This is a genomic window from Marinobacter changyiensis, assembly GCF_009193265.1.
In the GTDB taxonomy this organism is placed as follows: Bacteria; Pseudomonadota; Gammaproteobacteria; order Pseudomonadales; family Oleiphilaceae; genus Marinobacter; species Marinobacter changyiensis.
Genome location: NZ_VZZZ01000003.1, coordinates 477,279 through 501,730, shown reverse-complemented (window position 1 = coordinate 501,730; position 24,452 = coordinate 477,279). Strand labels below are relative to the sequence as shown.

Genomic DNA, 24,452 nt, shown 5'->3' with positions numbered 1-24,452 from the left:
TGCACGCTGGCAAGCCGACCCCAAAACGGATATTACGTGACTATACCTCAAGCCCGACCAGCCTGCATTGATCTCCACTGCCACAGTCGCATCTCAGACGGTGCATTAACACCCCGTGATCTGATATTGCGAGCAGAAGCAAACGGGGTCACCCATTTGGCGTTAACTGATCACGATACCATTGGCGGTATAGAGATGGCTCGCGCGGTTGCGGAGGAAGTGGGTATCACCCTGATTACCGGCATCGAACTGTCGTGCGTCTGGAAGTCGCTGACTATCCATATTGTGGGGTTGGACTTTGATCCAGATCAGCCTGAATTTGTTGCAGCGGTGGCAGAGCAGCACGACAACCGCTGGCGTCGCGCACGCACTATTGCCGATCGTCTCGAGAAGCTTCGGGTACCCGACTTATTGGCGAAGGCGACAGCCCTTGCGGATGACGATGTGCCGGGGCGGCCCCATTTTGCCAAGGCGTTGATCGAAGCCGGGGTAGTCAAAGATATGAACCAGGCCTTCAAGCGCCATCTGGGCTCGGGCAAGCCTGGTGATGTAAAGGCATTCTGGCCGGAACTTGAGACCGTTGTCGGCTGGATTCGCCAGGCGGGGGGGCTTGCAGTCATTGCTCATCCAAGAAAGTATAAAATGACGGCAACCAAACTGCGATCGCTGGTATCCGACTTCGGTCGTTGTGGCGGTCGGGGGATTGAGGTATCAACCTCCGGTCAGTCCAGTGGTGATCTGGGCTTTCTGGCGGAACTGTGTCGGCGTGAAAAAATGCTGGCGTCCCAGGGCAGTGATTTCCACTTTCCAGGCGCTGCCTGGTGTGAGTTGGGAGTGATACCGGACTTGCCAGAAGGGTTGGACCCGATCTGGCAGCATTTTAAAACTCCGGTCAATCAGGCCGGGGCGTGAAACAGCAGGTAGAGATCGGTTAAGGATTCGGGAATGGCTTCGGCCATTTGCTGAGTCAGCTGTTCGCTGTCTCTGACCTTCTGAAAATCCTCGTCATCAAATAGCCCCGACAGGGTCATCATCGGCACCAGTAAATCGGCGGTCTCAGCTTCGTCAATCTTCAGCCAGTCTTCCTCGTTTTCCAGGAAGGTATCAACGAAGCCGGCACACCAGTTTTCGAGAGCGTTTATGGGGTCGCCGTCTTCCGGCTCCGGAAGTTCAAGCGACTGTCCCATATCCAGTAAATGTGCCAGGGCATCTGCCAGTTGCAGAGCCAGGGTACCAAACGTGTCGGGCACACCGGCCTCCGGTAGGGCGTCCAGACCCGTTGCCAGCAGGAAAATCCTGTCTGTCGAGAGCTGAACCGGCCCGACGACACTGGCGCAGACGACGCCATGAAGCCCAAAGAAATCCAGAGCATCTTCGCCCCAGGGTTCAGCGAAAAGGATGTCTTCAAGTGCTTCGATTTCCGCATTGGATAGCATTGCATTGCTCCTGGCGATCAGCCGTGGCATTCGGAAAGCGGGAAGGGCCAAAAGAGGCGCCTTCCCGTCAGGTAGGTCTAGGAGTCTTTTGCTGACTCCTCAGAGCTGGACGTCTGGCTTCCGGCTTTGGCTTCTGCTGCGGCTTTCTCTGCGGCCAATTGACGTTTCCGAACCTCCCGGGGGTCATTGTAGGCGCGACCTGGGGTGGTTTGCATCGCCAGTTTCGGGTTCGATGCCTCGGTGGAATCAGACGACACGGCATCTGCCGGTTGTTGCGCAGCGTCCGGCGCTTGCCCGGATTCCGGTTTTTGCTCAGGTTCCGGCTTTGCGGCTGGCTGGGGCTTTTCCTTTGCCGCTTCTTTAGCCGGTGGAGCCTTGGCTGCGGGCTCGGGTGTCTCATGGGTTATGTGGCCAGAGTCTGCCGGGCTCTCGCTGGGCCTGGTTTCTGGCGCAGCAGAGGCCTTCTCGGCGTTCTCGGTGCTGTCTTTAACCGCCTCTTTGGTAGCAGCCGGCTTCTTGCTGCCTGCTCTGGGCCTACCCGGTGTACGGGGCTTTCGGGCAGCAGGTTTTTCGTCGGCTGACTTTTCTGGCACGGCGGTTTGCTCGGCGACCGTATCTTCCGGTGCGGCCTTGTCTTCTTCTTTAGCCGGGCTGGCCGCGGAAGCTGGCGATGCCGCTGGAGTCGGAGCTTCGGGAGTTTTATCTTCCCTGGCTTGCTCTGGTGCGGCGGTGGGTGCGTCCGCTGCCTGGTCCTTCGCAGGTTCTTCCGGTTGCTGGGTTGCCGGAGTCACGTCGGGCTTTGCCGCGCGCTCTGATTGCTCAGCTTTTGCCTGGTCTGTCTTTTCGCCCGGGGCCTTTTCCGCGTCAGTGTTCAACTTGTCGGACACTTGCGGCTGCTCAGCAACTGGCTTCTTGTCCGCAGTGGACTCTGCTGCCGGCGTGGCGGTACCCGCCGCTGCGGTTGCGGCTTCGGTTTGAGCACCTTGGCCTGAAGCTTCGGATTTCGCCGTATCACGGCGCTTCTGCGGCTCCGCTTTCGGCGTCTCCTGGCTGGCGGCGGTGGCTGCCGTTGCGTGCGGCTTGTCAGCGGCCTGGTCCGTGCCCTGGCTCTCTGCTGCACTGGGCTTGCGATCGGCCGGGTTGCTCACCGGTGTTTCTACCGGGGAGCCGTCCCGGGAGCGCTGGCGACGGGGCCGGCGGCGCTTTTCATCACCTCCGGTCTGGTCGCTACGGGTTGTCTGGCTCTGTTCGCGATTACCGCTTGGCTCGCGCTCGCCGCTAGGCTCGCGATTACTTTGGGGTTTACGCTCCGCATCCCGATTAGCTGCCGGTGTGCGTTCTTCTTTGCGGGCAGTTTCCTTGCGACCGCTGTCCGCAGTCGGGGTTTGTGCGGCGCTTTGACTCTGGCCCTGGGTGCGGTTCTGACCGCGGTTGTCATCCCGGTTATTGCGGCCACGGTTACTGCCATCCCGGCCACCGCGGCTCTTGTTACGGGTGTCATCGCCTGCGCTCTGCCCGGTCGGGCGACGCTCAGTGGTGCGATTCTCCGGGCGGCTATCACCACCTCTGGCCACTCTTGATTTGCGGCGATCCTGCCGATCCGGTGTGCTCCGTGCGCTCTGAGCAGGGCGCGCAGGCTGGGTTCTTTGGCCGGAAGTTTCTTCTTCACCGTTAAAGAAATTGGAGATTTTCCGGGACAGTTTGGCAAACAGCCCTTCTTCGTCCTCGACCTTGTTGACCGCCGCCACAGGGGCTGCTGCAGGGGAGGGCGCAGTCGTCGGGCGAATGGCCTTTACGGCAGCTTCTTCACGAACCGGTTCCCGACTTGCGGGCGCTTCGATGGCCTCTTCTTCCCGGACCGAGTATTCCTGTGCTACCTGATAGCTGGAAGTGCGCTCCGCACCGGACTCATCATCCCGCATCCGCAGGATTTCAAAGTGCGGTGTTTCCATATGAGTGGCGGGAACAATGACGATTTCAACTTCCTGGAGTGCTTCGATGTCGGCAATTTGCTTGCGTTTCTCGTTCAGCAGGAAGGTCGCGACGGAAATGGGCACGATGGCGCGCACTTCGCCGGTTTTATCTTTTGACGACTCTTCATAAATGAGTCGCATGATGCTCAGGGCAAGGGATTCAATGCCACGAATGGTGCCCTGTCCGTCACAGCGCGGGCAGACTTCGGAGCGCGTCTCGCCGAGAGAGGGGCGCAGGCGTTGTCTGGACATTTCCAGCAAGCCGAACCGCGAGATTTTTCCGACCTGTACCCGGGCACGGTCAATTTCCAGCGCTTCGCGAACTTTCTGCTCAACGTCGCGCTGGTGGCGGGCAGGGGTCATATCGATGAAGTCAATGACGATCAAGCCACCCATGTCACGCAGGCGAAGCTGGCGGGCGATCTCTTCCGCCGCTTCGAGGTTGGTTTGCAGCGCAGTTTCCTCAATGTCGTGACCTTTGGTGGCACGAGAGGAGTTGATGTCGATTGAGACCAGAGCTTCGGTCGGGTCGATTACGATGGAGCCACCGGAGGGAAGCTTCACTTCACGCTGGAAGGCGGTTTCGATCTGGCCTTCAATCTGGTATCGGCTGAACAGGGGGATTTCGTCCTGATACAGCTTGATCTTGTTTTCGAAGGAGGGCATTACTGCACGAACGAAGTTCAGCACGTCCTCATAGACCACCGAAGAGTCTATCAGCACTTCGCCAATGTCCTGGCGCAGGTAATCCCGCACGGCCCGGATAATAACGTTGCTTTCCTGGTGGATCAGGAACGGCGCCTTGCGTTCGCCCGCGGCCTGGCTGATCGCCTCCCAGAACTGGACCAGGTAATCAAGGTCCCATTGCAGCTCTTCAGCAGTGCGCCCGATCCCTGCGGTCCGGACGATGATGCCCATGGACTTGGGAACCTGAACACCACTCATGGCTTCTTTGAGCTGGGCCCGCTCTTCACCTTCAATGCGACGGGAAATGCCACCGGCGCGGGCGTTGTTGGGCATCAGAACCAGGTAGCGGCCAGCCAGCGAGATAAACGTGGTGAGGGCTGCGCCCTTGTTGCCGCGCTCTTCCTTGTCAACCTGGATGATGACTTCCTGTCCTTCGGAGAGCACTTCCTTGATGTTGACCTTGCCTTCAATCTGGCCGGGCGATTTCTTGAAGTATTCTTTTGAAATTTCTTTCAGTGGCAAAAATCCGTGACGATCAGCGCCAAAATCCACAAATGCGGCTTCCAGGCTAGGTTCTACCCGGGTGATGCGGCCTTTGTAGATGTTGGATTTTTTCTGTTCGCGGGAGCTGGATTCGATATCAAGATCGAAAAGGCGTTGTCCGTCAACGAGGGCGACGCGCAACTCTTCTGGGTGAGTTGCATTGATCAGCATTCTTTTCATGGAAAGTCGTGTTTCCTGTCGTTAGATGAAGACAGAAAACCGACTGAAGCGTACCTGCGAAGTATAACCTGCGCACCACCGCCGGTTCAGACGGCGGCCAGACGAATCAGATGGGGGCGGAAAGACGACCCGCTCGTCCGAAAATACCAAAGACTGTCTCGCTGCATTGAAGCAGGAGATGGTCAATGGAGTTCGTTGTCTGTTGATGCATGTTGTCCGTTTTCAAGTTCACGCTGGCGCCTGGGTCTCACGTCGTATTCGTAAGCTGGACGGCCCGGCCCTGCGTGTTGCTAGTGATTCTTCGAGATAGCGCCCGTCGGTTTTCCGTACGGTTATTTTAAAAAAAACTCTGTTCCCGGGTCCTCGGCTGCACCAGATTTGAGGTGAGCTGGCTTGCGCCGGCAACAATGAACACGCCTACGCCCTTACTTATCGGGACGCCGGCGTTCAATCTCTCTGATAGTGTCGGTATACTTCACCCGCTCCGGCGGTTGGCAGTCTGGCCATGCCGTAGACAAACGGAGAAGATCGCCGGAATATAACAGCAATTGTCTGGCTCATCAATCCCGCGCGCCCGCTGGTCGGCGCGCCAGCAACGACCTGGTGTTATGTCTGATTCCAAGCACAAACGATCCGGCCCGAAGCAAACCAAGCAGGGCTCCGGCCAACCCCCGGTTTCCCGGCCAGCGGTTTCTCCGGAGGCACCGGAAGATGGGGCGTCCACGTCGTATCGCAGTGACGTCCAGTTCGTGACGATAGATCCGGATGATGCCGGCCAACGCCTCGACAACTTCCTGATGGCGCGTCTCAGAGGCGTACCCAAAAGCCTCATCTACCGGGTTATTCGCAAGGGAGAGGTGCGCATTAATAAAGGCCGCACACGTCCCGACTCGAAACTGAATGCCGGAGACCTGGTGAGGATTCCTCCGGTTACCCAGAAACTGAAAGAACAGAAGCCTGCGCCCGGCACCCGGGTTCAGGGTGTTATGGAAGCCGCTATTGTCTTTGAGAACGATCAGATGCTGGTGGTGAACAAGCCCTCCGGGATTGCGGTTCATGGTGGAAGTGGTCTCAGTTTTGGTCTCATTGAGGTGTTGAGGGCAGCCAGGCCCGAGGCCAGGTTTCTGGAGCTGGTGCACAGGCTCGACAGGGATACCTCGGGTCTGGTGATGATTGCCAAGAAGCGCTCGGCCTTGAGGTTCCTGCAGCAGGAGCTGCGGGATAGGCGTATAAGAAAGCATTATCATGCTTTGGTCGCCGGAGACTGGCTGCAGACTTGCGAGCGTGTTGATGAACCCCTGCTGCGCTTCGAGCTCCCGAACGGTGAGCGCCGCGTACGTGTCGATGAGGCGGGCAAGGCCTCACTTACCTTGTTTCGGCTTTTGGAGTCTTACAGCGGGTACAGCCTCGTGCAGGCGTCCCCCGTCACCGGACGTACCCACCAGATAAGAGTGCACAGCGCCTGCGTTGGTCATCCGATTGCGGGCGACGACAAGTATATGGATGATGTCAGCCTTAAAGCTTTTCGCCGGGGCGGCGGCGCACGACTGATGTTGCATGCTTTCGGGCTGCAGTTTGCATTGCCGGTGACGGGAGAGCCGATGGATCTGGAGGCGCCCTATGATGAGGCGTTTTCAGCTTTCCTTTCCTTGCTGGACGGTCGTAAACGCTCGTAATGCGTAACGGCTTGTAATAGACGGTACCGGATAGACAGAACCGGCAGTGAAGCACACAACGGAGAATCGGGCAGGTATGACAATTAAAGTCGCAATATTCGATTGGGATGGCACGCTGGTGGATTCGGTAGAGCATATCGCCGGCAGTCTGCATCAGGCCGCCACCGAGCTTGGTTACCCGGCCCTGGAGTGGGATGCTTACCGCAACATTATCGGTTTGGGTATGGTTGAGGCGCTGGAATCGCTTTATCCCGGTATCACTCGGGCAGAGATGACGCGGCTGCGTGAAGGTTACGGACGGTATTTTTTTGCCAAGGTCACAACGCCCCGTGAGGTTTTCGCGGGTATGGTCGAGGTGCTGGTTGATCTCAAGACCGCTGGATTGGGGCGGGCTGTTGCGACCGGTAAAAGCCGGCGGGGCCTTGAAGGTGCACTGGTCTCCAGTGGGCTGGGGCCGCACTTTGATCTGACCCGATGTGCCGATGAAACCCGCTCCAAACCCGACCCCGCGATGCTGGCCGAGATCATTGCCTTTTATGGAATCCGTCCTGACGAGGCAGTCATGATCGGAGATACGATTTATGACATGGAAATGGCGCAGCGCATCGGTATGCCTGCAATTGGTGTTGATTGGGGCGTTCATGACGAAGTCACAATGTCGGTCTATGAGCCCAAAGCGGTGGTGAGCTCTGTCGCAGATCTGCGACGCGAGCTGGGGCTCTGAAGGCTTAGCCAGTATCTTCTTTTCTATTAATCAGGAACGTTTAAATGACAGATTGGGAATCAGGTCAGAAGCCAGACTGGGACAGCAAGTCCACATCGCCCTCGTCAGCCATAAAAGAGCCGGAGTCCAGGCGTGACTGGAAACTGATTGAAAAACTGGTGATGTCCCTGCAGTCGGAGCAGCGCAAAAGCCGGCGATGGGGAATATTCTTCAAGCTACTCACGTTTTTCTACCTGTTTGCAATTTTGTTGATGTTCAAATTTCCTTTCAGTAGCAGTCTCGATTCGGCCACGACTGATCACACCGCCATTATCGAAGTGAATGGCTCGATTGCCTCCGATGCGGATGCCAGTGCGGACAACATTGTGGGCGCCATGCGCGAAGCATTTGAAAATGAACGCTCCAGGGCGGTTCTGCTGCGCATTAACAGTCCGGGCGGCAGCCCTGTGCAGTCAGGGTACATCTATGATGAGATCAAGCGCCTGAGGGAAAAGCATCCGGATAAAAAGCTGTATGCGGTTATTTCCGACATCGGTGCTTCCGGCGCCTACTATATTGCCGCCGCCGCGGATGAAATCTATGCGGACAAAGCGAGCCTGGTGGGCTCTATCGGCGTGGTATCCGGTGGGTTCGGGTTCACGGGGATTATGGACAAACTCGGTGTTGAGCGCCGGCTGTATACCGCCGGCGAAAACAAGGCGTTTCTGGATCCCTTCTCGCCGGAGAGTGAAAGTGAGGTAAATTTCTGGGAGTCGGTTCTTGCCACCACTCATGAGCAGTTTATCGACCAGGTGAAGGCAGGGCGGGGCGACCGGCTCGCGAATGATGAGCGGTTGTTTTCCGGTTTGATCTGGACCGGGGAGCAGGCGGTCGAGCTTGGTCTCGTAGACGGCCTCGGGAGTGCCAGCTACGTTGCCCGGGAAATTGTTGGCCAGGAAGAGCTGGTGGATTACAGTCGTCGTGGCTCGCCGTTCAAAGAGTTGCTGGATCAGTTCGGCGTGTCAGTGGGTAGCGGTATCGTGGATCAGATTGTGGAGTCACGGCTGGAGTTACGGTAAGCCTCGGTAAGGGGGTTCAGCCCCCAGGCTTTCAACAGGTCGATCAGGGCGATCAGGGGTAACCCGATCAGGGTATTCGGGTCCCGGCCGTCGAGAGCGCTGAAGAGCGCAATCCCGAGACCCTCCACTTTAAAGCTGCCGGCGCAATCGTAGGGTGTCTCGGTCTTGAGGTAATGTTCGATGTCCTGGTCGGACAGTGGCCGGAAGTGAACATGAAAGATTTCACAGCGACTTTCCATTCGTCCGGTTGCGGAATCCAGCAGCGCCAGACCGGTATGGAAACTCACCACCTGCCCGCTGCAGGCTTTTAACTGAACACGCGCCCGGGTGTGATTGCCGGGCTTGCCAAGCTGGGTGCCGTCCGGCAGGGCAGCGACCTGGTCTGAGCCGATAATCCAGTGTTCCGGGAATTGCGCAGCCAATGCTCTGGTTTTTTCTTCAGCAAGGCGCGTCGCCAGTGCGGGTGCAGACTCTGCGGGTTGGCGGGTTTCATCAATGGCCGGGCTGGCGGTGACAAAATTTACGCCGAGCTGACTCAGAAGTTTCTTGCGATACGGCGATGAGGACGCTAACACGAGGTGTGGGTCTGGCATGTCGGTGCTTCCTTGAATTGATGCCTCCGGACAATAGAGCGCATCATAAGGGCATCGGGTGCAGGCACGGAAGTATTTTCGGTTACGAAGATGGGTAAAAACCCGTAATTTATAGCGCCGACCTGCTCAAATACTGATGAAGTCTTTGACAGCAGCCGGTCAGATCCCTAAAATTGCGCGCCTATGTCAAACACCGAATTGCCTAAAACCGTCGATCCATACCGGCTTGCGGAGCAGAAAACCGAACTTGAGGGGTTTATACCCCTCCATGCATTGGCGCGGTTTCTGGAATGCACGCTGCCCCAGGAAGCATCGAGCGGTGATGCCGTTTGTCACGTCAAGCTGAAATTTGATCAGGATGGCGAGCGCCGAAGATTGGTTGAGGGCGAGCTGGGAGCGGAAGTTGTGCTGGAGTGCCAGCGTTGCATGCAGCCTATGTCGGCAACACTCACTTCACAGTTCAGGCTCGGTTTCGTAACAAGTGATAAGCAGGCTCAGCAGCTGCCGAAAGATTTGGAGCCCTATCTCGCGGAAGATTTCAGCGCGAATTTATGGACTCTGATAGAAGACGAATTGATATTAGTGGTGCCTCCTTTTCCCAAGCACGAGCGAGAGGAATGCCCTGCCTCGGCAGCGCTGGAGGAGTTGGAGCCTGATTCGTCAGCTCCAGCTACTGAAGAGCCGCGGGATAACCCGTTCAGTGCTCTGGCAGGCCTGAAAACCAAGAAGCATTAATTCCGGGAGTAGCTGGCAATGAAATTCTGGTGCCGGCTCTCAGATTTTACGAACGTTAGTATTTAAAGTCAGGAGCTAGATCATGGCTGTACAGAAGAACCGAAAAACACGCTCAAAGCGTGGCATGCGCCGTTCACACGACGCCCTGAGCGCCGCAACACTGTCTACAGATTCCACGACGGGTGAGATCCATCTTCGACACCACGTGTCGCCAGACGGTTTTTACCGTGGCAAGCAGGTTGTTGAAGCGCGCGACGAGTAGTCGCGCCATCAACACCCGGCAATGCGAGTCAGTTAGATGGTGAGCCCAATCACCATTGCGGTAGATGCAATGAGCGGTGACCTCGGTCCTGCGGTTGCGGTCTCGGCGTCCCTGATTGCAGTGCGTGAAAATGAAGCCTTGAGTCTTGTTCTGGTCGGTAGTCCAGGTGAGCTCGAGGCTTTGTTGCATCCGACCCATGAGCGCATCCGGATTGTCGAGGCCGCTGATGTGGTCCGGATGAATGAACGGCCCTCCCATGCTCTTCGTCACAAACAGAATTCGTCCATGGCTGTCGCCCTCCGTCTGGTGCGGGACGGCGAGGCCCAGGGCTGTGTCAGTGCAGGCAACACCGGTGCACTGATGGCATTCGGGCGATCGATTCTGAGAATGTATCCGGGCATCGAGCGCCCCGCCATCACCAAGCTCATTCCTTCCTTGCGTGGCCGTTGCCATGTACTCGATCTGGGCGCCAACGTTGATGCCAGCGCGGAGAACCTGTATCAATTTGCGCTGATGGGCTCGCTGATGGCATCTGCCATTAATGATCTCCAGGAGCCCCGGGTCGCGCTGCTGAATGTGGGTGAAGAGGAGATTAAGGGCAACGAGCAGGTTCGCCTGGCGTCCCACATGCTTGCCCAGTGTGAAACCCTCAACTACATCGGTTACGTGGAAGGCAGTGATCTGTTTCGTGATGTCGCCGACGTGGTCGTCTGCGACGGGTTTGTGGGTAACATTGCCCTCAAGACCGGCGAAGGGGTTGCCGGCCTGCTGATTGAATTGCTTGAGCAGGCTTTCGCGAGAAATCTGTACGGGCGTGTTGTGGGTTGGCTCGCCCGCCCGATCCTCGGTCGCGTGCTCAGGCTGATGGACCCCTCTCGCCACAATGGCGCGAGTCTGCTTGGCTTGCAGGGCGTCGTCATCAAAAGTCACGGTAATGCCAATGAGCGTGCGATGCTGGCGGCGATACGTCAGTCAGTCTGTGAGGTGGAGCTTGAAGTCCCTCGCCGGATCAACGAGCGGCTGGATGATTTGTTGCTCTGACCGGATACCCCGTTTTTACCTCTCCCGCCTGGCATGGCTCATGGCCGCGTTACCTTGTACTATTGGCTAATCTCCCGGAACCAACAATCACGGTAAGATCGCGCTTATGAAATCAGCCTTTATTTTTCCAGGACAAGGGTCCCAGTCTGTTGGCATGCTTGGTAATTCCGCCGCCGACTGGCCCATCATTGAGCAGACTTTTGCTGAAGCCTCCGAGGTGCTGGGCTATGACCTCTGGCATCTGTGTCAGAAAGGACCCGCCGAAGAGCTCAACCAGACCATGGTCACTCAGCCGGCTCTGTTGACTGCCAGTGTTGCATTATGGCGTCAGTGGTTCGTATCCGGGGGTAGCCAGCCGGATTTCGTGGCCGGCCATAGCCTGGGGGAATACAGTGCCCTGGTGGCAGCGGAAAGTCTCAACTTTTTTGACGCGGTTAAACTGGTACGTTTGCGCGGTGAACTCATGCAGACAGCGGTTCCCGTCGGAGAAGGCAGCATGGCGGCTATTCTGGGTCTTGAGGATCAGGCCGTTATAGATGCGTGTGCCGAGGCCGCACAAGGCGATGTCGTTGCCGCGGTGAATTTTAATGCTCCCGGCCAGGTCGTTATCGCCGGTTCACGGGTAGCTGTTGAAAGAGCTGTCGAGGCGTGCAAGTCAGCAGGTGCTCGCAAGGCCATGGCTTTGCCTGTTAGTGTGCCGTCCCATTGCGCGCTGATGAAAGATGCAGCAGAAGAGCTTGCGTCCGCGCTGGATGAAGTGCGCTTTAACGATGCTGTCATACCGGTTATCCAGAATGTAACCGCCTCGGTTGAGCAAAATAGCGAAGCCCTGAAAGCTAATCTCGTGAAGCAGCTATACTCTCCTGTATTGTGGACCGATTCGGTCAACGCGCTGATTGCAAGGGACGTGACCAAAGCGGTTGAGTGTGGAGCGGGGAAGGTACTTGCAGGACTGATCAAGCGTATCGATCGCAGCCTGACGGTATACAGTCTGGAAACACCGGACGCGATGTCCGCTGCAGTGGCTGCTCTGAAGCAGAATTAATTCATTTGTTCCTCCGTGGACGAAAAGGGTGAAGGAAACCAACCATGTCACTTGACGGCAAAATTGCTCTTGTAACCGGTGCAACCCGTGGAATCGGTAAATCAATTGCCAAAGCGCTCGCCGAACAAGGTGCACAGGTAGTAGGTACTGCTACCAGCGAAGCGGGGGCGGAATCCATTACCGCAGAGCTCAAATCTGGCGGTTTCAACGGGTTCGGGATTGTTATGGATGTTTCCGATCCGGCCAGTATTGACGCAGGCCTCAAGTATGTTTCAGACCAATTGGGCGCACCCCAGATTCTTGTCAATAATGCGGGTATCACCCGTGACAACCTGCTGATGCGAATGAAAGATGACGATTGGTCTGCTGTGATCGAGACGAATCTTGCGAGTGTATTTCGAACCAGCAAAGCGGTTCTCAGAGGTATGGCAAAAGCTCGCTGGGGGCGTATCATCAACATCAGTTCGGTCGTTGCCGGTATGGGCAACCCTGGCCAGGTCAATTACTGCGCGGCAAAAGCAGGCGTGGAAGGCCTTACCAGAAGCCTGGCAAAAGAAATGGGCAACCGTGGGATCACGGCAAATTGCGTTGCTCCGGGTTTTATTGACACAGATATGACTCGAAAACTGGACGATAAGCAGCGTAACGCTATGATGGAAGTCATACCCGCTGGTCGTTTGGGGGATCCGGATGAAGTCGCTGCAGTTGTGGCGTTTCTGGCTTCCGAGGCAGCCGCTTATGTGACGGGTGAAACCATTCATGTGAATGGCGGCATGTTTATGGGGTAAAGCTTTGCGCAAGCCCTTGTAGCACAAGACTTTAGACCACACCCCTGCTTGTTTGCAGGTAGGGATTAAACTAAACTGGCAATCCAACAAGTTGCTTGGTTGACATCAAAGTGAGGAAATTATGAGTACAGTTGAAGAGCGCGTTAAGAAGATCGTCTGTGAACAACTCGGCGTGAAAGAATCCGAAGTTCAAAACTCATCTTCTTTTGTAGAGGACCTTGGCGCTGACTCACTGGACACCGTTGAGCTGGTCATGGCACTTGAGGAAGAGTTTGAGACTGAGATACCTGACGAGGAAGCAGAGAAGCTCGCCAGTGTTCAGGACGCGATCGACTATATCGTCTCGCACTCCTGATACTCCGCTCGATTAATACGCCAAGCATGAGCCGTCCTGAAGTTCGCTGAAAGGACGGCTTTTTTATTGGTGCGTATTACGTTTGAACCAGAACTATCAGACTTGAAGGCCGGGCCATCAGGTTATTCTGATGGTCTGCTTAGGTGAAGGGCATTATGGCTGAACGACGTGTTGTGATTACAGGTTTGGGCATGCTTTCCCCGCTCGGGAACGATGTGGCATCGTCATGGGAAGGTATCAAGGCAGGGCGTAGCGGTATTGCGCCTATCGACCGCTTTGATGCGACGGGCTATAACACAAGGATTGGTGGTGCTGTTCGGGATCTTGATTTCGAGTCTTACCTTTCTTCCAAAGACACCCGTAAAATGGACGCCTTTCTGCAATATGGCCTTATTGCTGCGCAACAGGCTATCGAAGACAGTGGCCTGACAAGATTCGAACAACTCGACAAAGAGCGCGTCGGAGTGGCTATCGGCTCCGGTATCGGCGGGCTTGAATTTATTGAAAAAAATGTGATTGCGCTGCATGAGAGCGGGCCCCGCAAGGTGTCGCCATTTTTTGTTCCGGCCACGGTTATCAACATGGTGGGCGGTAATGTGGCCATTCGATTTGGCTTCCAGGGCCCGAACATTGCGATCACCACGGCGTGTACCACAGGCACCCACAATATCGGCTACGCTGCCCGAACGATTATGTATGGGGACGCAGATGTGATGGTGGCCGGTGGTGCCGAAATGGCAACTACCAAGACCGGTATAGCGGCCTTTTCTGCCGCAAGGGCGCTTTCAACCCGCAATGACGAACCGGAGCGGGCCAGTCGTCCCTGGGACAAGAACCGGGACGGGTTTGTGTTGAGTGATGGTGCCGGCGTCATGGTGCTTGAGGAGCTTGAGCACGCACTGAAGCGCGGAGCGACCGTTTATGGTGAGGTGATCGGGTTTGGTATGAGCGACGATGCCCACCACATTACCTCTCCGCCGGAGTCTGGCGAGGGTGCCCAGCGGGCCATGAATAATGCGATTCGGGATGCAGGTCTTAACCCTTCGGATATCCAGTACATCAATGCTCACGGGACTTCCACCCAGGTCGGTGATGTCGCCGAGGTTGCTGCGGTGAAAAAAGTGTTTGGTGACCATGCCTATAAGCTGGCAGTTAGCAGTACCAAATCGATGACTGGCCACTTGCTGGGTGCTGCCGGAGCGGTTGAGGCCATTTTCTCTCTGCTGGCCATTCGTGACGGCCTGTTGCCGCCCACAATCAATCTCGACGATCCCGATGTGGGTTGTGATCTGGATTTCGTTGCGAACAAAAGCCGCAAGGCTGATGTTCGTGTGGCGCTGTCCAATTCATTTGGTTTTGGTGGTACTAACGGCACCCTGATCTTCAGCCGCTACGAAGCCTGAACGACTTGTGGCCACTGTAATCTGGGCGGATCAGCAGGACATTCCGGCGAGTGACCGGGGCCTGGCATACGGCGACGGGGTTTTTGAAACCATCCGGGTCCAGGCCAATCTTCCGACCCTGAGGCAGCGCCACGTGGCCAGGCTACTGGAGGGCGCAGAGCGGCTGGCAATCCCGTTGCCGACTGTGCAGCTCCACAGCGTCATTGATGAAGCCATAGAGCGCTACGCCTGCCCGGATGACTGGGTGCTCAAACTGATCCTTACCCGGGGCAGTGGCGGCCGGGGTTACCGGCCAGCCGCGGTGGCAGCGCCGAGACTGATTGTCAGCGCTCATCCGATGCCTCCGATGCCCCCCAGTGAAGGTGTTGTGGCCTGTATTTCTTCCCATCAACTGCTCGTGCACCCTCGTCTGGCGGGGCTCAAGTCCCTCGCCCGTCTTGACCAGGTGATGGCGAGTCAGGCCATGCCTGATGAATGCTTTGAAGCACTGATGGTGAATGGTACCGGTCATTTGTTGGAAGGCACTCGAACCAACATACTGGTGCTATTCGGGAATGTATGGTTGATGCCGGTGGTTTCCACTCTGGCAGTGGAAGGGACCATGCTGGGCCAAATTGTAGCCCTGCTGCGGAACCGGGGCGAAATCGTGTGTGAACAGGCTATTCTGCCCACATTCATCACCCAGCCGGAATTTCTCGGCCTCTGGCTAATGAACAGTGTCATCGGCATTGTTCCGGTTAGCCAGGTGGACGGAACCCGGTTGCCTGTTAATGCCCGCCTTGCGACAATCGTTGGCCAACAACTCTTCATGGACTAATGCTTTTGATTAAATCCCTCGTTATTGCCCTGCTGTGCGGGCTTGTCCTGGCTGTTACCGGTACCGGTTTGTGGGTGTGGCAAGGTTTGCAGAGCCTTGATTCACCGAGCGTACTGGAAGAGCCGGTTATGTTTGAGGTGCCTTCCGGCAGTTCGTTTGACGCAGTGGCCCGTTCCATGGAGTCGGAATCGTTGGTTGCAGACAGCTTTTGGCTGCGTCTCTACGGCAGGATCTATCCAGAGCAGGCCCGGATCAAAACCGGCGAATACGAATTCAGCAATGGAGAGACACCGAAGGACATGCTCGATGCGATGGTGGCTGGGCGGGTAAAAACCTGGAGTATCCAGTTTATCGAGGGCAAGACGTTCAGCGATATGCGTGCTGCGCTCGCGAGCAACCCTCAATTGGCCAAGGTAACGACTGACTGGAGCGCAGAACAGATCATGACAACGCTGGGTGCCGAAGGCGAGCATCCCGAAGGGCGGTTTTTCCCGGATACCTATCTGTTCAGTGGGCAGGAGAGTGATCTTGATATTCTGCGTCGTGCCTATGAAAAGATGAACAGAGTGCTCGCAGAAGAATGGGAGGCCCGGGCGGAGGGTTTGCCTTACGAGAGTCCCTATGAAGCATTGATCATGGCTTCAATTGTCGAGCGTGAAACCGGGGTGCCAGAAGAGCGTGATGAAGTTGCCGGTGTCTTCGTGCGCCGCCTTCAGAAAGGTATGCGATTGCAGACAGACCCCACGGTCATCTATGGCATGGGAGACCAATACGAAGGCCGGATTGGACGTAAAGATCTGCAAACCGATACGCCCTATAATACTTATAGAATCAACGGCCTGCCACCTACGCCTATTGCACTGACGGGGCGTGAAGCAATTCACGCGGCACTGCATCCGGCAGAGGGTGACACGTTTTATTTTGTCGCCAAGGGCGATGGCACTCACCAGTTTTCCCGTACCCTGGCAGAGCACCAGAAGGCCGTCAGAGCCTACCAGCTCCAGCGACGTTCGGATTATCGCTCTTTTCCCCCGGCAACTGCCGAGAAGGATCCCGAGGAATGAGCGGGCGAGGACGTTTCATTACCTTTGAGGGCACCGAGGGCGTTGGTAAATCGACACAATTGCAGCAGGCTGCCGCAACGCTCAGGTCAGCAGGGATTGTTGTGGTAGTGACTCGTGAGCCAGGTGGCACGCCCATGGCGGAAGCAATCCGGGAGTTATTGTTAGCGCCCAGGGCCGAAGCTGTTAACGAAACCACGGAATTGCTGTTGATGTTCGCTGCCCGGGCACAGCATCTGCACACGCTGATACTGCCAGCATTGGCGGCGGGACAATGGGTGCTATGTGACCGTTTCACCGATGCGACGTTTGCGTATCAAGGGGGAGGGCGAGGTGTTTCCACTGACCGGATCGAACAGCTCGAGACGTTGGTGCAAGGGGATATGCGCCCGGATCATGTCATTTTGCTTGACGCTCCGGTAGAGGTTGGTATGGCCAGGGCAAGAAAGCGTGGTGAGCTCGACCGGTTTGAGCAGGAAGCCATTGCATTTTTTGAGCGTATACGAGCTGTTTATCTGGATCGTGCCAGCAAATCGCCCGCTCAGTATCGAGTGATCAATGCAGTTCAGCCCCTGGATAGTGTGACCGAGCAGGTGACGCTATTGCTTCGGGAAATCATCAGCGAGGCCATGACTGATTGATGCGGTCTGACCAGTTCCGTGCAAGTCCCTTCTGAGTCTGCTTTAATAAAGTTACGTAGTTACCGGGGGTGCACCACTATTCGCCTATGCTGAACGCACGACTTATCAAGTTGCCTGAATCCGCTTGCCAGCACCAGCATGAGCACCATCAGTTGGTAATTGGTGTAGGGGGCGAGGCCGAACTCAGTGTTGATGGTATTGGTTCCAGACTGGATACCTGGAATGCCTGTCTGGTGCCAACCGATACTCGCCATGACTACTGTGGCGATGAGCGTAATCATGTGCTCGTCATCGATCTTGACCCATACCTTCCTGCCCTAAATAATCCCGCTCATGGTGATTATGAACGCCTGGCGCCGCTGTTTGATCGAGCTCGCAACATCGGCATGGATAACCGCATGCAGGGGTTGGTTCAGCTTTGTGCCGGAGAATTCAGCCGGGCCCCGGATAACGAGGCGATGCATCGCCATCTCGCTACCGGCATTCTGCACTGTATGTCGGAGCGGATTGACCGAGCCAGTAAAGTCCCGGCAAGCCGAACCGGGTTGAGCCCGGATACTGTTCGTCGCTATATTATGGAAAATCTGCATAAAAAAATCACGGTATCGGATCTGGCCAGGGTTGCCTGTCTGAGTGTCAGCCGTTTTCATGAAACATTTCGAGCGCTCACCGGTATAACGCCCCACCAGTTTCTGCTGCAAACCCGACTTGAGAAGGCGATTCAACTGCTCTGGGAAACCAGCCTTACGATATCGGAAATCAGCTTTCGCACAGGCTTCTCCAGCCAGAGCGCTTTAACCAATGCGCTGCAAAAACATCGGGGAACTACCCCGTCCGCATTGCGCTTTAAAGAAGCAAAAGCACCGGTAATGGGTTTGCAAAGCGAAGAATCGGACGTTTTCGTAAAAGAAGCATAGGTTTTTGTAAGTCATTAAATTTCAGCCACACTAAATTAGGGTAACGGATTTCTGTGGTCGGAAAGCCGTCGATTACTGTCGCGACTACGCCATTCGGGGCGCTCGCGCTTTACCTCCGTTATCAGTTTGCCTGGGTCGGCTGGTGAAAGTTATGAGCTATATTTCGAGGGCAGCGGCGTTTTCTTCTGTAACAGCCCCTGGAATCTACCGTTAGCTATTTTCGCCGGTCACTTGTTGACCGCCCTGGTGGCGGGTCATACGGTCATTGCCAAATCGGCAGAGCAGGCTAGTCTGGTAACAGGTCGTGCGGCGCACCCATAGTGGCAGTGGATTCACAGCTTACATAAACCGCAACCAGATTGGTGCGGCGGTGGGAGGTAATGCATCGTTGATTTTGCCAGGAATCGAAAAGGTTTGAAGAGCGAAGCAGTGCAGCGCGGTACGCACCCGAATCTGGACCATAAGGAGGTAAATATTGAGATGCAGTCGCTGGCGTTGTAGGCAGTAGCACACTATTACGTGATCAGGAGAAGAGTTACAACAACAAGGTGCGCGACTATCGGGATCAACACGGTAACCGCGACAAACGGTCGAGGCTATGCCCGACCTAATGACCTGGAGAAGTTTCATGGCTATTGGTGTTTGGATCAGTCTATTCCTTTATTTTGCGCTCATGATCGCCATCGGCGTTTATGCAATGCGCAGATCTACGTCTTCATCCGAAGATTACATGCTGGGTGGGCGAGCGCTCAGTCCAAAGGTAGCAGCGCTTTCGGCCGGGGCCTCGGACATGAGTGGCTGGTTGCTGCTGGGGCTACCCGGGGCACTGTTTGCATCGGGCCTGGGTTCGGCCTGGATCGGTATCGGTCTGCTTGTGGGCGCGTTCTTTAACTGGACCCTGGTAGCGCCGCGACTGCGTGAACAGACGGTTCACTATGGTAATGCGATTACGATTCCGGCCTTTCTGGCTAACCGGTTTCCGACACAGGCGCTTTCCCTGCGTACGGTGTCCGCCATTGTTATTGTTATCTTCTTCGCGGTTTACACAGCTTCCGGTCTGGTGGCTGGCGGCAAGCTGTTTGAAAGCGCGTTTGCCGGAATTTTCAACTTCGGTGGCCTGAGTGATTATGCTGTGGGTATCACCATCACGTTGGGTGTGGTTCTGGCCTATACCGTTGTCGGCGGTTTCCTGGCGGTGAGCATGACGGATTTTGTTCAGGGCTGCATCATGATGCTGGCGTTGGTGATCATGCCGGCGGTTGTGCTCTTTGGCGAAGGCGGCGGCGGTTACGCCCAAGCGTCACAGACCCTGAATGAAGTCGATCCCTCGCTATTGTCGTGGACAGAGGGGTTGACCTTTATCGGCTGGCTGTCGGCGGTTACCTGGGGACTGGGTTATTTCGGTCAGCCCCACATCATCGTGCGCTTCATGGCGATCCGTACGCTGAAAGACGTACCGATTGCCCGGAATATTGGCATGGGCTGGATGACCATTTCCCTGATTGGCGCAATCTCTCTGGGTGTGTTCGGCCGGGCTTACGCGATTCGTAACGGTTTGGACGTTGAAGATCCGGAGACCATCTTTATCATTCTGTCGAACCTGCTGTTCCATCCGCTGATCACTGGTTTTCTCTACGCGGCTTTGCTTGCTGCAGTCATGAGCACCATTTCCAGCCAGCTGCTGGTGTCCTCATCGTCACTGACTGAAGACTTCTATCGCCTGTTCCTGCGCAAGGAAGCGGCCGACAAGGAATGCGTATTCGTCGGCCGTATCTGTGTGGTCCTGGTGGGTCTGGTTGCCGCGGTGATCGCCTCCGACCCGGAATCCCAGGTACTGGCGCTGGTCAGTAACGCATGGGCAGGCTTCGGGGCGGCGTTTGGTCCGCTGATCATCCTGTCCCTGATGTGGCCGCGGACCAACGGCGCTGGTGCTATCGCGGGCATGGTTGCCGGTGCTGCCACCGTCATCATCTGGATTTCGCTGGGCTGGAACGGCGGGTTTATGGGTGGTCCTGGCGTGTACGAGATCATTCCAGGCTTTATCGTTGCCTGGGTTGCCATTATGGTTGTAAGCCTTAACACCGCCGATGCTGGCGAGTACCAGGTGATTACCCGGTAATCCCAAGCGTAACCACCATTCGGAGTGAGCAAGAGGGCGCCACAACATGTGGCGCCCTCTTTTTTTACGAAGGTATCATGGTCGTACGAGCGCCCAACGGCTATTCTGTCCAGGTGGCCATCCGGTCTGCGCGCGTACAACAACAAATAATACGAATGACGGGGAATTCCATGCAAAAGAAATCTTTTCTCAACTCAGCTCTCGGGCTGATTGCCGCCGCTACATTGAGTTTTTCTTCGGTTGTTTCGGCCGAGGGTAACTATGTGATGGGTACCGCGACAACGGGCGGCACCTATTATCCGGTCGGGGTTGCTCTGTCGACACTGATCAAGGTTCGCCTGGAACCCACCAACAATATATCCGTTTCTGCAATCAGTTCAGCGGGTTCCGGTGAAAACCTCAAGCTGATGGACGAGAACCAGATTCAGTTCAGCATTCTTCAGGGGCTGTACGGCGCCTGGGCATGGAACGGCAGTGGTCCGGTCCCCAAGGCTTATAAGAACCTGCGCTCGATTTCGATGCTTTGGCAGAACGTTGAGCATTTCGTCGTTCGAAGCTCGGTGGCGAAAACCGGCACCATGGATGACATGAAAAACCTGTACGGAAAGAGTTTCTCTATTGGTGCCAGAAACTCCGGCACTGAAGGCTCCGGACGTTTCATTCTCGGTAAGCTGGGGGTTGATCTGGAGCAAATGGATATTGCGTATCTTGGCTATGGCCCAAGCGCCGATTCCCTGCAGAACGGTAATATCGACGGTATGAATATTCCGGCCGGTGTGCCTGCTTCCGCCGTCACCCGTGCCTACGCCAATATGGGCAAAGATATTACCACTCTTGATGTGACCGAAGAGCAACTGGCGAAGATCAACAGCGAGTTCGAACTCTGGACGCCCTATGAAATTCCGGCTGATACCTACCCTGGTCAAACCAAGGTAATCAACACCATTGCCCAGCCCAACATACTGTCTGTAAGGGCGGATGTGCCGGAAGAAGACGTCTATCAAATCACCAAAACCATCTACGCTAACCTTCCTTTTCTTAACAACATCCATCCAGCCACGAAAGCCATGGCGCTTGAAAAAGCGATTGCGGGTTTGCCGATGCCACTTCACCCCGGTGCAGAGCGGTTCTATCGTGAACAGGGTCTTGATATCCCGGAGCGTTTGATCGCGAAATAGGCCAGAGATGAAAAAGGGCGTAACAGTTCACGCCAGGTCGCTATGCATCGTAATTCACCTCAGGGGCTTGGTGAGAACCAGCCCCCGGCTATATGGAGTTCTCCTTGAGTACGTCTGACCATCTGCCTGAAAAGTCGGATTCCAATCCGTCACTGGATAAAATTCGCGAAGAAAGCGCTGCTGAATCCCGGGAAAGGCTGGATCATCCGGTTATCGGGCGTGCCATATTTGCGATCGCAATTGTCACCGCGCTCAGCCACATCTATTTCAATACATGGTCGACGCTGTCCGAGCTTTGGATATCAGCCATCCATTTCGGACTGTTCGGCTTGTTGTGTGCGCTCACCATACCGATGGTAAAAACCCGGAATACAGGTACCGGACGGCTGGTCTTTGCCATCGATCTCATGATGGGTCTTGCCGCCCTTGGCTGTGCGTTCTACCTCATTGGCTTTGAAAATGCCCTTTACGCAAGGGGAGTTACCTTCTCCACTGCCGACTGGGTGGTCTCGGTGGTGGCCGTGGGGCTGATCCTGGAGTTCGCCCGGCGCACGACCGGGTGGTTTATCCCGGTGCTTTGCGTGGTGGCACTGACCTATGTCGCCTGGTGGGGTCAGTATGTCGACGGCCTGTTCAACTTCCCCGGACTGACCTGGGAAACCGTGTTGTTCCGCTCCTATATGGGCGGCCAGGGCATGCTGGGATCCATCGCCCGAATTTCCTGGACCTATGTGTTCATGTTTATCCTGTTTGGGGCCTTTCTGGTCAAGTCCGGCGCCGGAGATTTTATTGTCGAACTGGCGCGCTGTGCAGCCGGGCGTTTTGTCGGTGGGCCGGGCTTCGTGGCCGTCTTCGCCTCAGGCTTGATGGGGTCGGTATCCGGTTCCAGCGTCGCTAACACGGTGTCCACCGGTGTCATAACCATACCTCTGATGCGTAAGGCGGGTTTTCCGGCGCGCTTTGCTGCCGGTGTTGAAGCGGCTGCTTCCACCGGTGGCCAGTTGATGCCCCCCGTCATGGGCGCAGGCGCTTTTATCATGGCTTCCTACACGCAAGTGTCCTACCTGACGATTATCAGCGTGGCGGCATTGCCGGCATTGCTTTATTTCCTGTCGGTTGCGATGTTTGTGCGCATTGAGGCCAAGCGCAGTTACGCTGTTAAACTGGACGATGGCGACGCGCCCACCCTGAAAGAGGTTTTGAAGGACGGATGGCATTACCTGTTGCCACTGATTGTTCTGGTGGCGTCGCTGATCTATGGTTTTACCCCCACCTACGCAGCAGGCATTGCGATCTTGTCGGTTATTGTGGCGTCCTGGCTATCCAAAAAGCCGATGATGCCGAAGGATATTCTGGAGGCGCTGGTGCAGGGTACCCGGAATATTGTCACGACGGCGATTCTGCTCATTACGGTGGGTCTTATTGTAAACGTGGTGTCCACGACAGGCATTGGCAATACCTTCTCGCTGATGATTACCGAGTGGGCAGGGGGAAGCTTGCTGATTACTCTTTTACTGGTAGCACTGGCTTCGCTGATTCTCGGTATGGGGCTACCGGTAACGGCTGCGTATATTGTGCTGGCAACGTTGTCGGCACCGGCCATTTACACGCTTATTGCCCAGAGTCAGATACTTGAACTACTGACCAGTGGTCAGTTACCGGAGCAGGCAAAGGCCATTTTCATGTTGGCTGCGCCAGACCAGATGGACTTGCTGGGCGCCCCCATGGACATGGCGACAGCTCAGCAATTGTTGTCGTTGGTACCGGAATCGTTCTCCTCACAATTGCTTGAGCAGGCGTTATCACCCCATGCCATCGCCATGGCACTGGTGTCTGCGCACATGATCATTTTCTGGCTATCCCAGGACTCCAACGTGACGCCGCCGGTCTGCCTGACCGCATTTGCGGCGGCAGCCATCGCCGGAACCCCCCAGATGCGCACCGGTTTCACGGCCTGGAAGATCGCGAAAGGGCTCTACATCATCCCGTTGCTGTTTGCCTACTCGCCGCTGATCTCAGGTGATATTGGTGAGATGGTGCGGGTCTTTGCCTTCGGGTTGTTCGGTGTTTACGCCATTATTGCGGGCCTTGAAGGCTATCTTGAGCACCCCCTGAGGTGGTGGGTCAGGCTGGTTATGTTCCCGGTTGGCGCCCTGATGCTGTGGCCTCACGACAGCCTGATGCTCGATTTGGCGGGCCTCGGGATATTTATTGCCATCCTGGTCTGGAGTGCCCGAAAGGGTAACCGACAATCGGGCAGTCAGAGCCAGAGGCCGGTTACGGCGTGACGATGTTGGATGTGGTGGCGCTGCTGTTACTGGGTGGCGTTGCAGGCTTTATCAATGTGCTGTCGGCCGGTGGGTCGATGCTCACGCTGCCGCTGCTGATGTTTCTCGGCCTGCCGCCCCAAGTGGCCAATGGCACCAACCGCGTCGCCATAACACTTCAGAGCATTACGGCCGTGGGTGGTTTCTTTCGGGGTGGCCACGGCAACCTTGGAGTCAGCTTTCGCCTGGCTGTGCCCGCTGTCCTGGGTTCGCTCCTCGGGGCGTGGGTAGCCACGTGGGTGTCCAGGGAGATCTTCGAGTTTGTGCTGGTGGCGGCCATGATTGGCGCCTCTGTCTTCATGGTCTTGCCCCAGCCTGCGCTTGATACCCGGCCGTTAACACCTGACCGGCTGGGACCGGTGATTTACTTCGCGATGTTCCTGATCGGCCTTTACGGTGGTTTTATACAGGTGGGCGTAGGTGCGTTGTTTATTGTAGTCCTGTACCGGATGCTCAAAATCGATTTACGGCAGGTCAATGTTCTGAAGGTGTTTATTGTGCTGCTTTACACACTGCCTGCTCTAGCTATTTTTGCGATCAGTGATCAGGTGCGTTGGGGGATGGGGCTTACCCTCGCTCTTGGTAATATCTGTGGTGCGATGGTAGCCGTGCGGGTCAATATGGGGCACCGCGGTGCCCAATGGATCAAGTGGCTGACCCTGGTAATGGTGGTTGCGATCCTTGTCCGGCTGATCTGGTATTGATCAAAGCTGATGTGTAAAAGTAACTGTTTTAACAAGTAAAATTAGTTGTTCGATGGCGTGCATTACCTCTTTGTATGGAAAGTTTAATGGGTATTTCGGCCCCGGGTGGTTGATTCGATCAACCAAAATCTTCAGGCTGGTCCCCAATGTCAGTGCGTTGACGCTGACCTTCATTCGGCCGACAGCGTT

23 protein-coding genes are annotated in these 24,452 nt (G+C 55.9%); 20 read left to right on the top strand and 3 right to left on the bottom strand.

The window, feature by feature from the left end:
- Positions 1–36: 36 nt before the first annotated feature.
- Positions 37–912 carry a PHP domain-containing protein gene (locus F6Y09_RS11025; RefSeq protein WP_152206967.1) on the top strand — a complete coding sequence of 292 codons (876 nt, stop codon included), beginning with the start codon at positions 37–39 and terminating at the stop codon, positions 910–912.
- Here the strand turns inward: F6Y09_RS11025 and F6Y09_RS11020 are convergent.
- Both F6Y09_RS11020 and rne read right to left on the bottom strand, forming a co-directional pair.
- Entirely contained in the window at positions 897–1,436 is a 540-nt protein-coding gene (locus F6Y09_RS11020; RefSeq protein ID WP_152206966.1) for a YecA/YgfB family protein, read from the bottom strand. The genes F6Y09_RS11025 and F6Y09_RS11020 overlap by 16 nt on opposite strands.
- A gap of 77 nt (positions 1,437–1,513) precedes the next feature.
- Positions 1,514–4,819 carry a ribonuclease E gene (gene rne, locus F6Y09_RS11015; protein WP_152206965.1) on the bottom strand — a complete coding sequence of 1,102 codons (3,306 nt, stop codon included), beginning with the start codon at positions 4,817–4,819 and terminating at the stop codon, positions 1,514–1,516.
- Positions 4,820–5,427: 608 nt separating this feature from the next.
- Here rne and rluC point away from each other — a divergent pair.
- From rluC to F6Y09_RS11000, 3 genes are all read left to right on the top strand, one after another.
- Complete coding sequence (gene rluC / locus F6Y09_RS11010) at positions 5,428–6,495, top strand: 23S rRNA pseudouridine(955/2504/2580) synthase RluC (protein WP_152206964.1); 1,068 nt, start codon at positions 5,428–5,430, stop codon at positions 6,493–6,495.
- A 76-nt stretch (positions 6,496–6,571) separates the two neighbouring features.
- Complete coding sequence (locus F6Y09_RS11005) at positions 6,572–7,219, top strand: HAD family hydrolase (RefSeq protein ID WP_152206963.1); 648 nt, start codon at positions 6,572–6,574, stop codon at positions 7,217–7,219.
- 44 nt (positions 7,220–7,263) lie between these two features.
- Positions 7,264–8,277: a S49 family peptidase gene (locus tag F6Y09_RS11000; protein WP_152206962.1), complete on the top strand. Its 1,014-nt coding sequence runs from the start codon at positions 7,264–7,266 to the stop codon at positions 8,275–8,277.
- Here F6Y09_RS11000 and F6Y09_RS10995 read toward each other — a convergent pair.
- Entirely contained in the window at positions 8,244–8,870 is a 627-nt protein-coding gene (locus F6Y09_RS10995; protein WP_152206961.1) for a Maf family protein, read from the bottom strand. The two genes, F6Y09_RS11000 and F6Y09_RS10995, sit on opposite strands and share 34 nt — an antisense overlap.
- A gap of 183 nt (positions 8,871–9,053) precedes the next feature.
- Between F6Y09_RS10995 and F6Y09_RS10990 the strand changes: the two genes are divergently transcribed.
- From F6Y09_RS10990 to F6Y09_RS10915, 16 genes are all read left to right on the top strand, one after another.
- Positions 9,054–9,605 carry a YceD family protein gene (locus tag F6Y09_RS10990; RefSeq protein ID WP_152206960.1) on the top strand — a complete coding sequence of 184 codons (552 nt, stop codon included), beginning with the start codon at positions 9,054–9,056 and terminating at the stop codon, positions 9,603–9,605.
- Between the two features lie 82 nt (positions 9,606–9,687).
- A complete protein-coding gene (gene rpmF, locus F6Y09_RS10985) occupies positions 9,688–9,867 on the top strand; it encodes a 50S ribosomal protein L32 (protein WP_152206959.1) in 180 nt (59 codons plus the stop codon).
- Positions 9,868–9,903: 36 nt separating this feature from the next.
- Positions 9,904–10,908 carry a phosphate acyltransferase PlsX gene (gene plsX / locus F6Y09_RS10980; RefSeq protein ID WP_152206958.1) on the top strand — a complete coding sequence of 335 codons (1,005 nt, stop codon included), beginning with the start codon at positions 9,904–9,906 and terminating at the stop codon, positions 10,906–10,908.
- 106 nt (positions 10,909–11,014) lie between these two features.
- Positions 11,015–11,953, top strand: a complete 939-nt coding sequence (fabD, locus tag F6Y09_RS10975; RefSeq protein WP_152206957.1) for an ACP S-malonyltransferase — start codon at positions 11,015–11,017, stop codon at positions 11,951–11,953.
- Positions 11,954–11,997: 44 nt separating this feature from the next.
- Complete coding sequence (gene fabG / locus F6Y09_RS10970) at positions 11,998–12,741, top strand: 3-oxoacyl-ACP reductase FabG (protein WP_152206956.1); 744 nt, start codon at positions 11,998–12,000, stop codon at positions 12,739–12,741.
- 121 nt (positions 12,742–12,862) lie between these two features.
- A complete protein-coding gene (gene acpP, locus F6Y09_RS10965; protein ID WP_152206955.1) occupies positions 12,863–13,096 on the top strand; it encodes an acyl carrier protein in 234 nt (77 codons plus the stop codon).
- Between the two features lie 155 nt (positions 13,097–13,251).
- Complete coding sequence (fabF, locus tag F6Y09_RS10960; RefSeq protein WP_152206954.1) at positions 13,252–14,499, top strand: beta-ketoacyl-ACP synthase II; 1,248 nt, start codon at positions 13,252–13,254, stop codon at positions 14,497–14,499.
- 7 nt (positions 14,500–14,506) lie between these two features.
- Positions 14,507–15,316, top strand: coding sequence for an aminotransferase class IV (locus F6Y09_RS10955; RefSeq protein ID WP_152206953.1), 810 nt, complete (start codon positions 14,507–14,509; stop codon positions 15,314–15,316).
- On the top strand, positions 15,316–16,380 hold the full coding sequence (gene mltG, locus F6Y09_RS10950; RefSeq protein ID WP_152206952.1) for an endolytic transglycosylase MltG: 1,065 nt from the start codon (positions 15,316–15,318) through the stop codon (positions 16,378–16,380). The genes F6Y09_RS10955 and mltG overlap by 1 nt, the downstream gene beginning before the upstream one ends.
- The gene (gene tmk / locus F6Y09_RS10945) at positions 16,377–17,018 is read left to right on the top strand and encodes a dTMP kinase (protein WP_152206951.1); all 642 of its coding nucleotides are present in this window, start codon (positions 16,377–16,379) and stop codon (positions 17,016–17,018) included. Before mltG ends, tmk begins: the two co-directional genes overlap by 4 nt.
- An 86-nt stretch (positions 17,019–17,104) precedes the next feature.
- The gene (locus F6Y09_RS10940) at positions 17,105–17,935 is read left to right on the top strand and encodes an AraC family transcriptional regulator (protein WP_152206950.1); all 831 of its coding nucleotides are present in this window, start codon (positions 17,105–17,107) and stop codon (positions 17,933–17,935) included.
- Positions 17,936–18,061: 126 nt separating this feature from the next.
- Positions 18,062–18,256: an aldehyde dehydrogenase family protein gene (locus F6Y09_RS20560; protein WP_425481836.1), complete on the top strand. Its 195-nt coding sequence runs from the start codon at positions 18,062–18,064 to the stop codon at positions 18,254–18,256.
- Positions 18,257–18,563: 307 nt separating this feature from the next.
- The gene (putP, locus tag F6Y09_RS10930) at positions 18,564–20,054 is read left to right on the top strand and encodes a sodium/proline symporter PutP (protein ID WP_152206949.1); all 1,491 of its coding nucleotides are present in this window, start codon (positions 18,564–18,566) and stop codon (positions 20,052–20,054) included.
- A 170-nt stretch (positions 20,055–20,224) separates the two neighbouring features.
- Positions 20,225–21,232 carry a TAXI family TRAP transporter solute-binding subunit gene (locus F6Y09_RS10925; RefSeq protein ID WP_152206948.1) on the top strand — a complete coding sequence of 336 codons (1,008 nt, stop codon included), beginning with the start codon at positions 20,225–20,227 and terminating at the stop codon, positions 21,230–21,232.
- 104 nt (positions 21,233–21,336) lie between these two features.
- Positions 21,337–23,520 (top strand): TRAP transporter permease, encoded by a 2,184-nt coding sequence (locus tag F6Y09_RS10920; protein WP_246180469.1) that lies wholly within the window; start codon positions 21,337–21,339, stop codon positions 23,518–23,520.
- Positions 23,521–23,522: 2 nt separating this feature from the next.
- A complete protein-coding gene (locus F6Y09_RS10915) occupies positions 23,523–24,263 on the top strand; it encodes a sulfite exporter TauE/SafE family protein (RefSeq protein ID WP_246180493.1) in 741 nt (246 codons plus the stop codon).
- Positions 24,264–24,452: the final 189 nt, after the last annotated feature.

What these genes read in the sequence shown, in the direction of transcription:
- rluC (WP_152206964.1), top strand. Translation starts at nt 5,428, where the DNA reads ATGTCTGATTCCAAGCACAAACGATCCGGCCCGAAGCAAACCAAGCAG.
- F6Y09_RS11000 (WP_152206962.1), top strand. Translation starts at nt 7,264, where the DNA reads ATGACAGATTGGGAATCAGGTCAGAAGCCAGACTGGGACAGCAAGTCC.
- F6Y09_RS10925 (WP_152206948.1), top strand. Translation starts at nt 20,225, where the DNA reads ATGCAAAAGAAATCTTTTCTCAACTCAGCTCTCGGGCTGATTGCCGCC.
- tmk (WP_152206951.1), top strand. Translation starts at nt 16,377, where the DNA reads ATGAGCGGGCGAGGACGTTTCATTACCTTTGAGGGCACCGAGGGCGTT.
- rne (WP_152206965.1), bottom strand. Translation starts at nt 4,819, where the DNA reads ATGAAAAGAATGCTGATCAATGCAACTCACCCAGAAGAGTTGCGCGTC.
- F6Y09_RS10940 (WP_152206950.1), top strand. Translation starts at nt 17,105, where the DNA reads ATGCTGAACGCACGACTTATCAAGTTGCCTGAATCCGCTTGCCAGCAC.
- rpmF (WP_152206959.1), top strand. Translation starts at nt 9,688, where the DNA reads ATGGCTGTACAGAAGAACCGAAAAACACGCTCAAAGCGTGGCATGCGC.
- fabG (WP_152206956.1), top strand. Translation starts at nt 11,998, where the DNA reads ATGTCACTTGACGGCAAAATTGCTCTTGTAACCGGTGCAACCCGTGGA.
- fabF (WP_152206954.1), top strand. Translation starts at nt 13,252, where the DNA reads ATGGCTGAACGACGTGTTGTGATTACAGGTTTGGGCATGCTTTCCCCG.
- fabD (WP_152206957.1), top strand. Translation starts at nt 11,015, where the DNA reads ATGAAATCAGCCTTTATTTTTCCAGGACAAGGGTCCCAGTCTGTTGGC.
- putP (WP_152206949.1), top strand. Translation starts at nt 18,564, where the DNA reads ATGGCTATTGGTGTTTGGATCAGTCTATTCCTTTATTTTGCGCTCATG.
- mltG (WP_152206952.1), top strand. Translation starts at nt 15,316, where the DNA reads ATGCTTTTGATTAAATCCCTCGTTATTGCCCTGCTGTGCGGGCTTGTC.
- F6Y09_RS10990 (WP_152206960.1), top strand. Translation starts at nt 9,054, where the DNA reads ATGTCAAACACCGAATTGCCTAAAACCGTCGATCCATACCGGCTTGCG.
- F6Y09_RS10995 (WP_152206961.1), bottom strand. Translation starts at nt 8,870, where the DNA reads ATGCCAGACCCACACCTCGTGTTAGCGTCCTCATCGCCGTATCGCAAG.
- acpP (WP_152206955.1), top strand. Translation starts at nt 12,863, where the DNA reads ATGAGTACAGTTGAAGAGCGCGTTAAGAAGATCGTCTGTGAACAACTC.
- F6Y09_RS11020 (WP_152206966.1), bottom strand. Translation starts at nt 1,436, where the DNA reads ATGCTATCCAATGCGGAAATCGAAGCACTTGAAGACATCCTTTTCGCT.
- F6Y09_RS11005 (WP_152206963.1), top strand. Translation starts at nt 6,572, where the DNA reads ATGACAATTAAAGTCGCAATATTCGATTGGGATGGCACGCTGGTGGAT.
- plsX (WP_152206958.1), top strand. Translation starts at nt 9,904, where the DNA reads ATGGTGAGCCCAATCACCATTGCGGTAGATGCAATGAGCGGTGACCTC.
- F6Y09_RS10915 (WP_246180493.1), top strand. Translation starts at nt 23,523, where the DNA reads ATGTTGGATGTGGTGGCGCTGCTGTTACTGGGTGGCGTTGCAGGCTTT.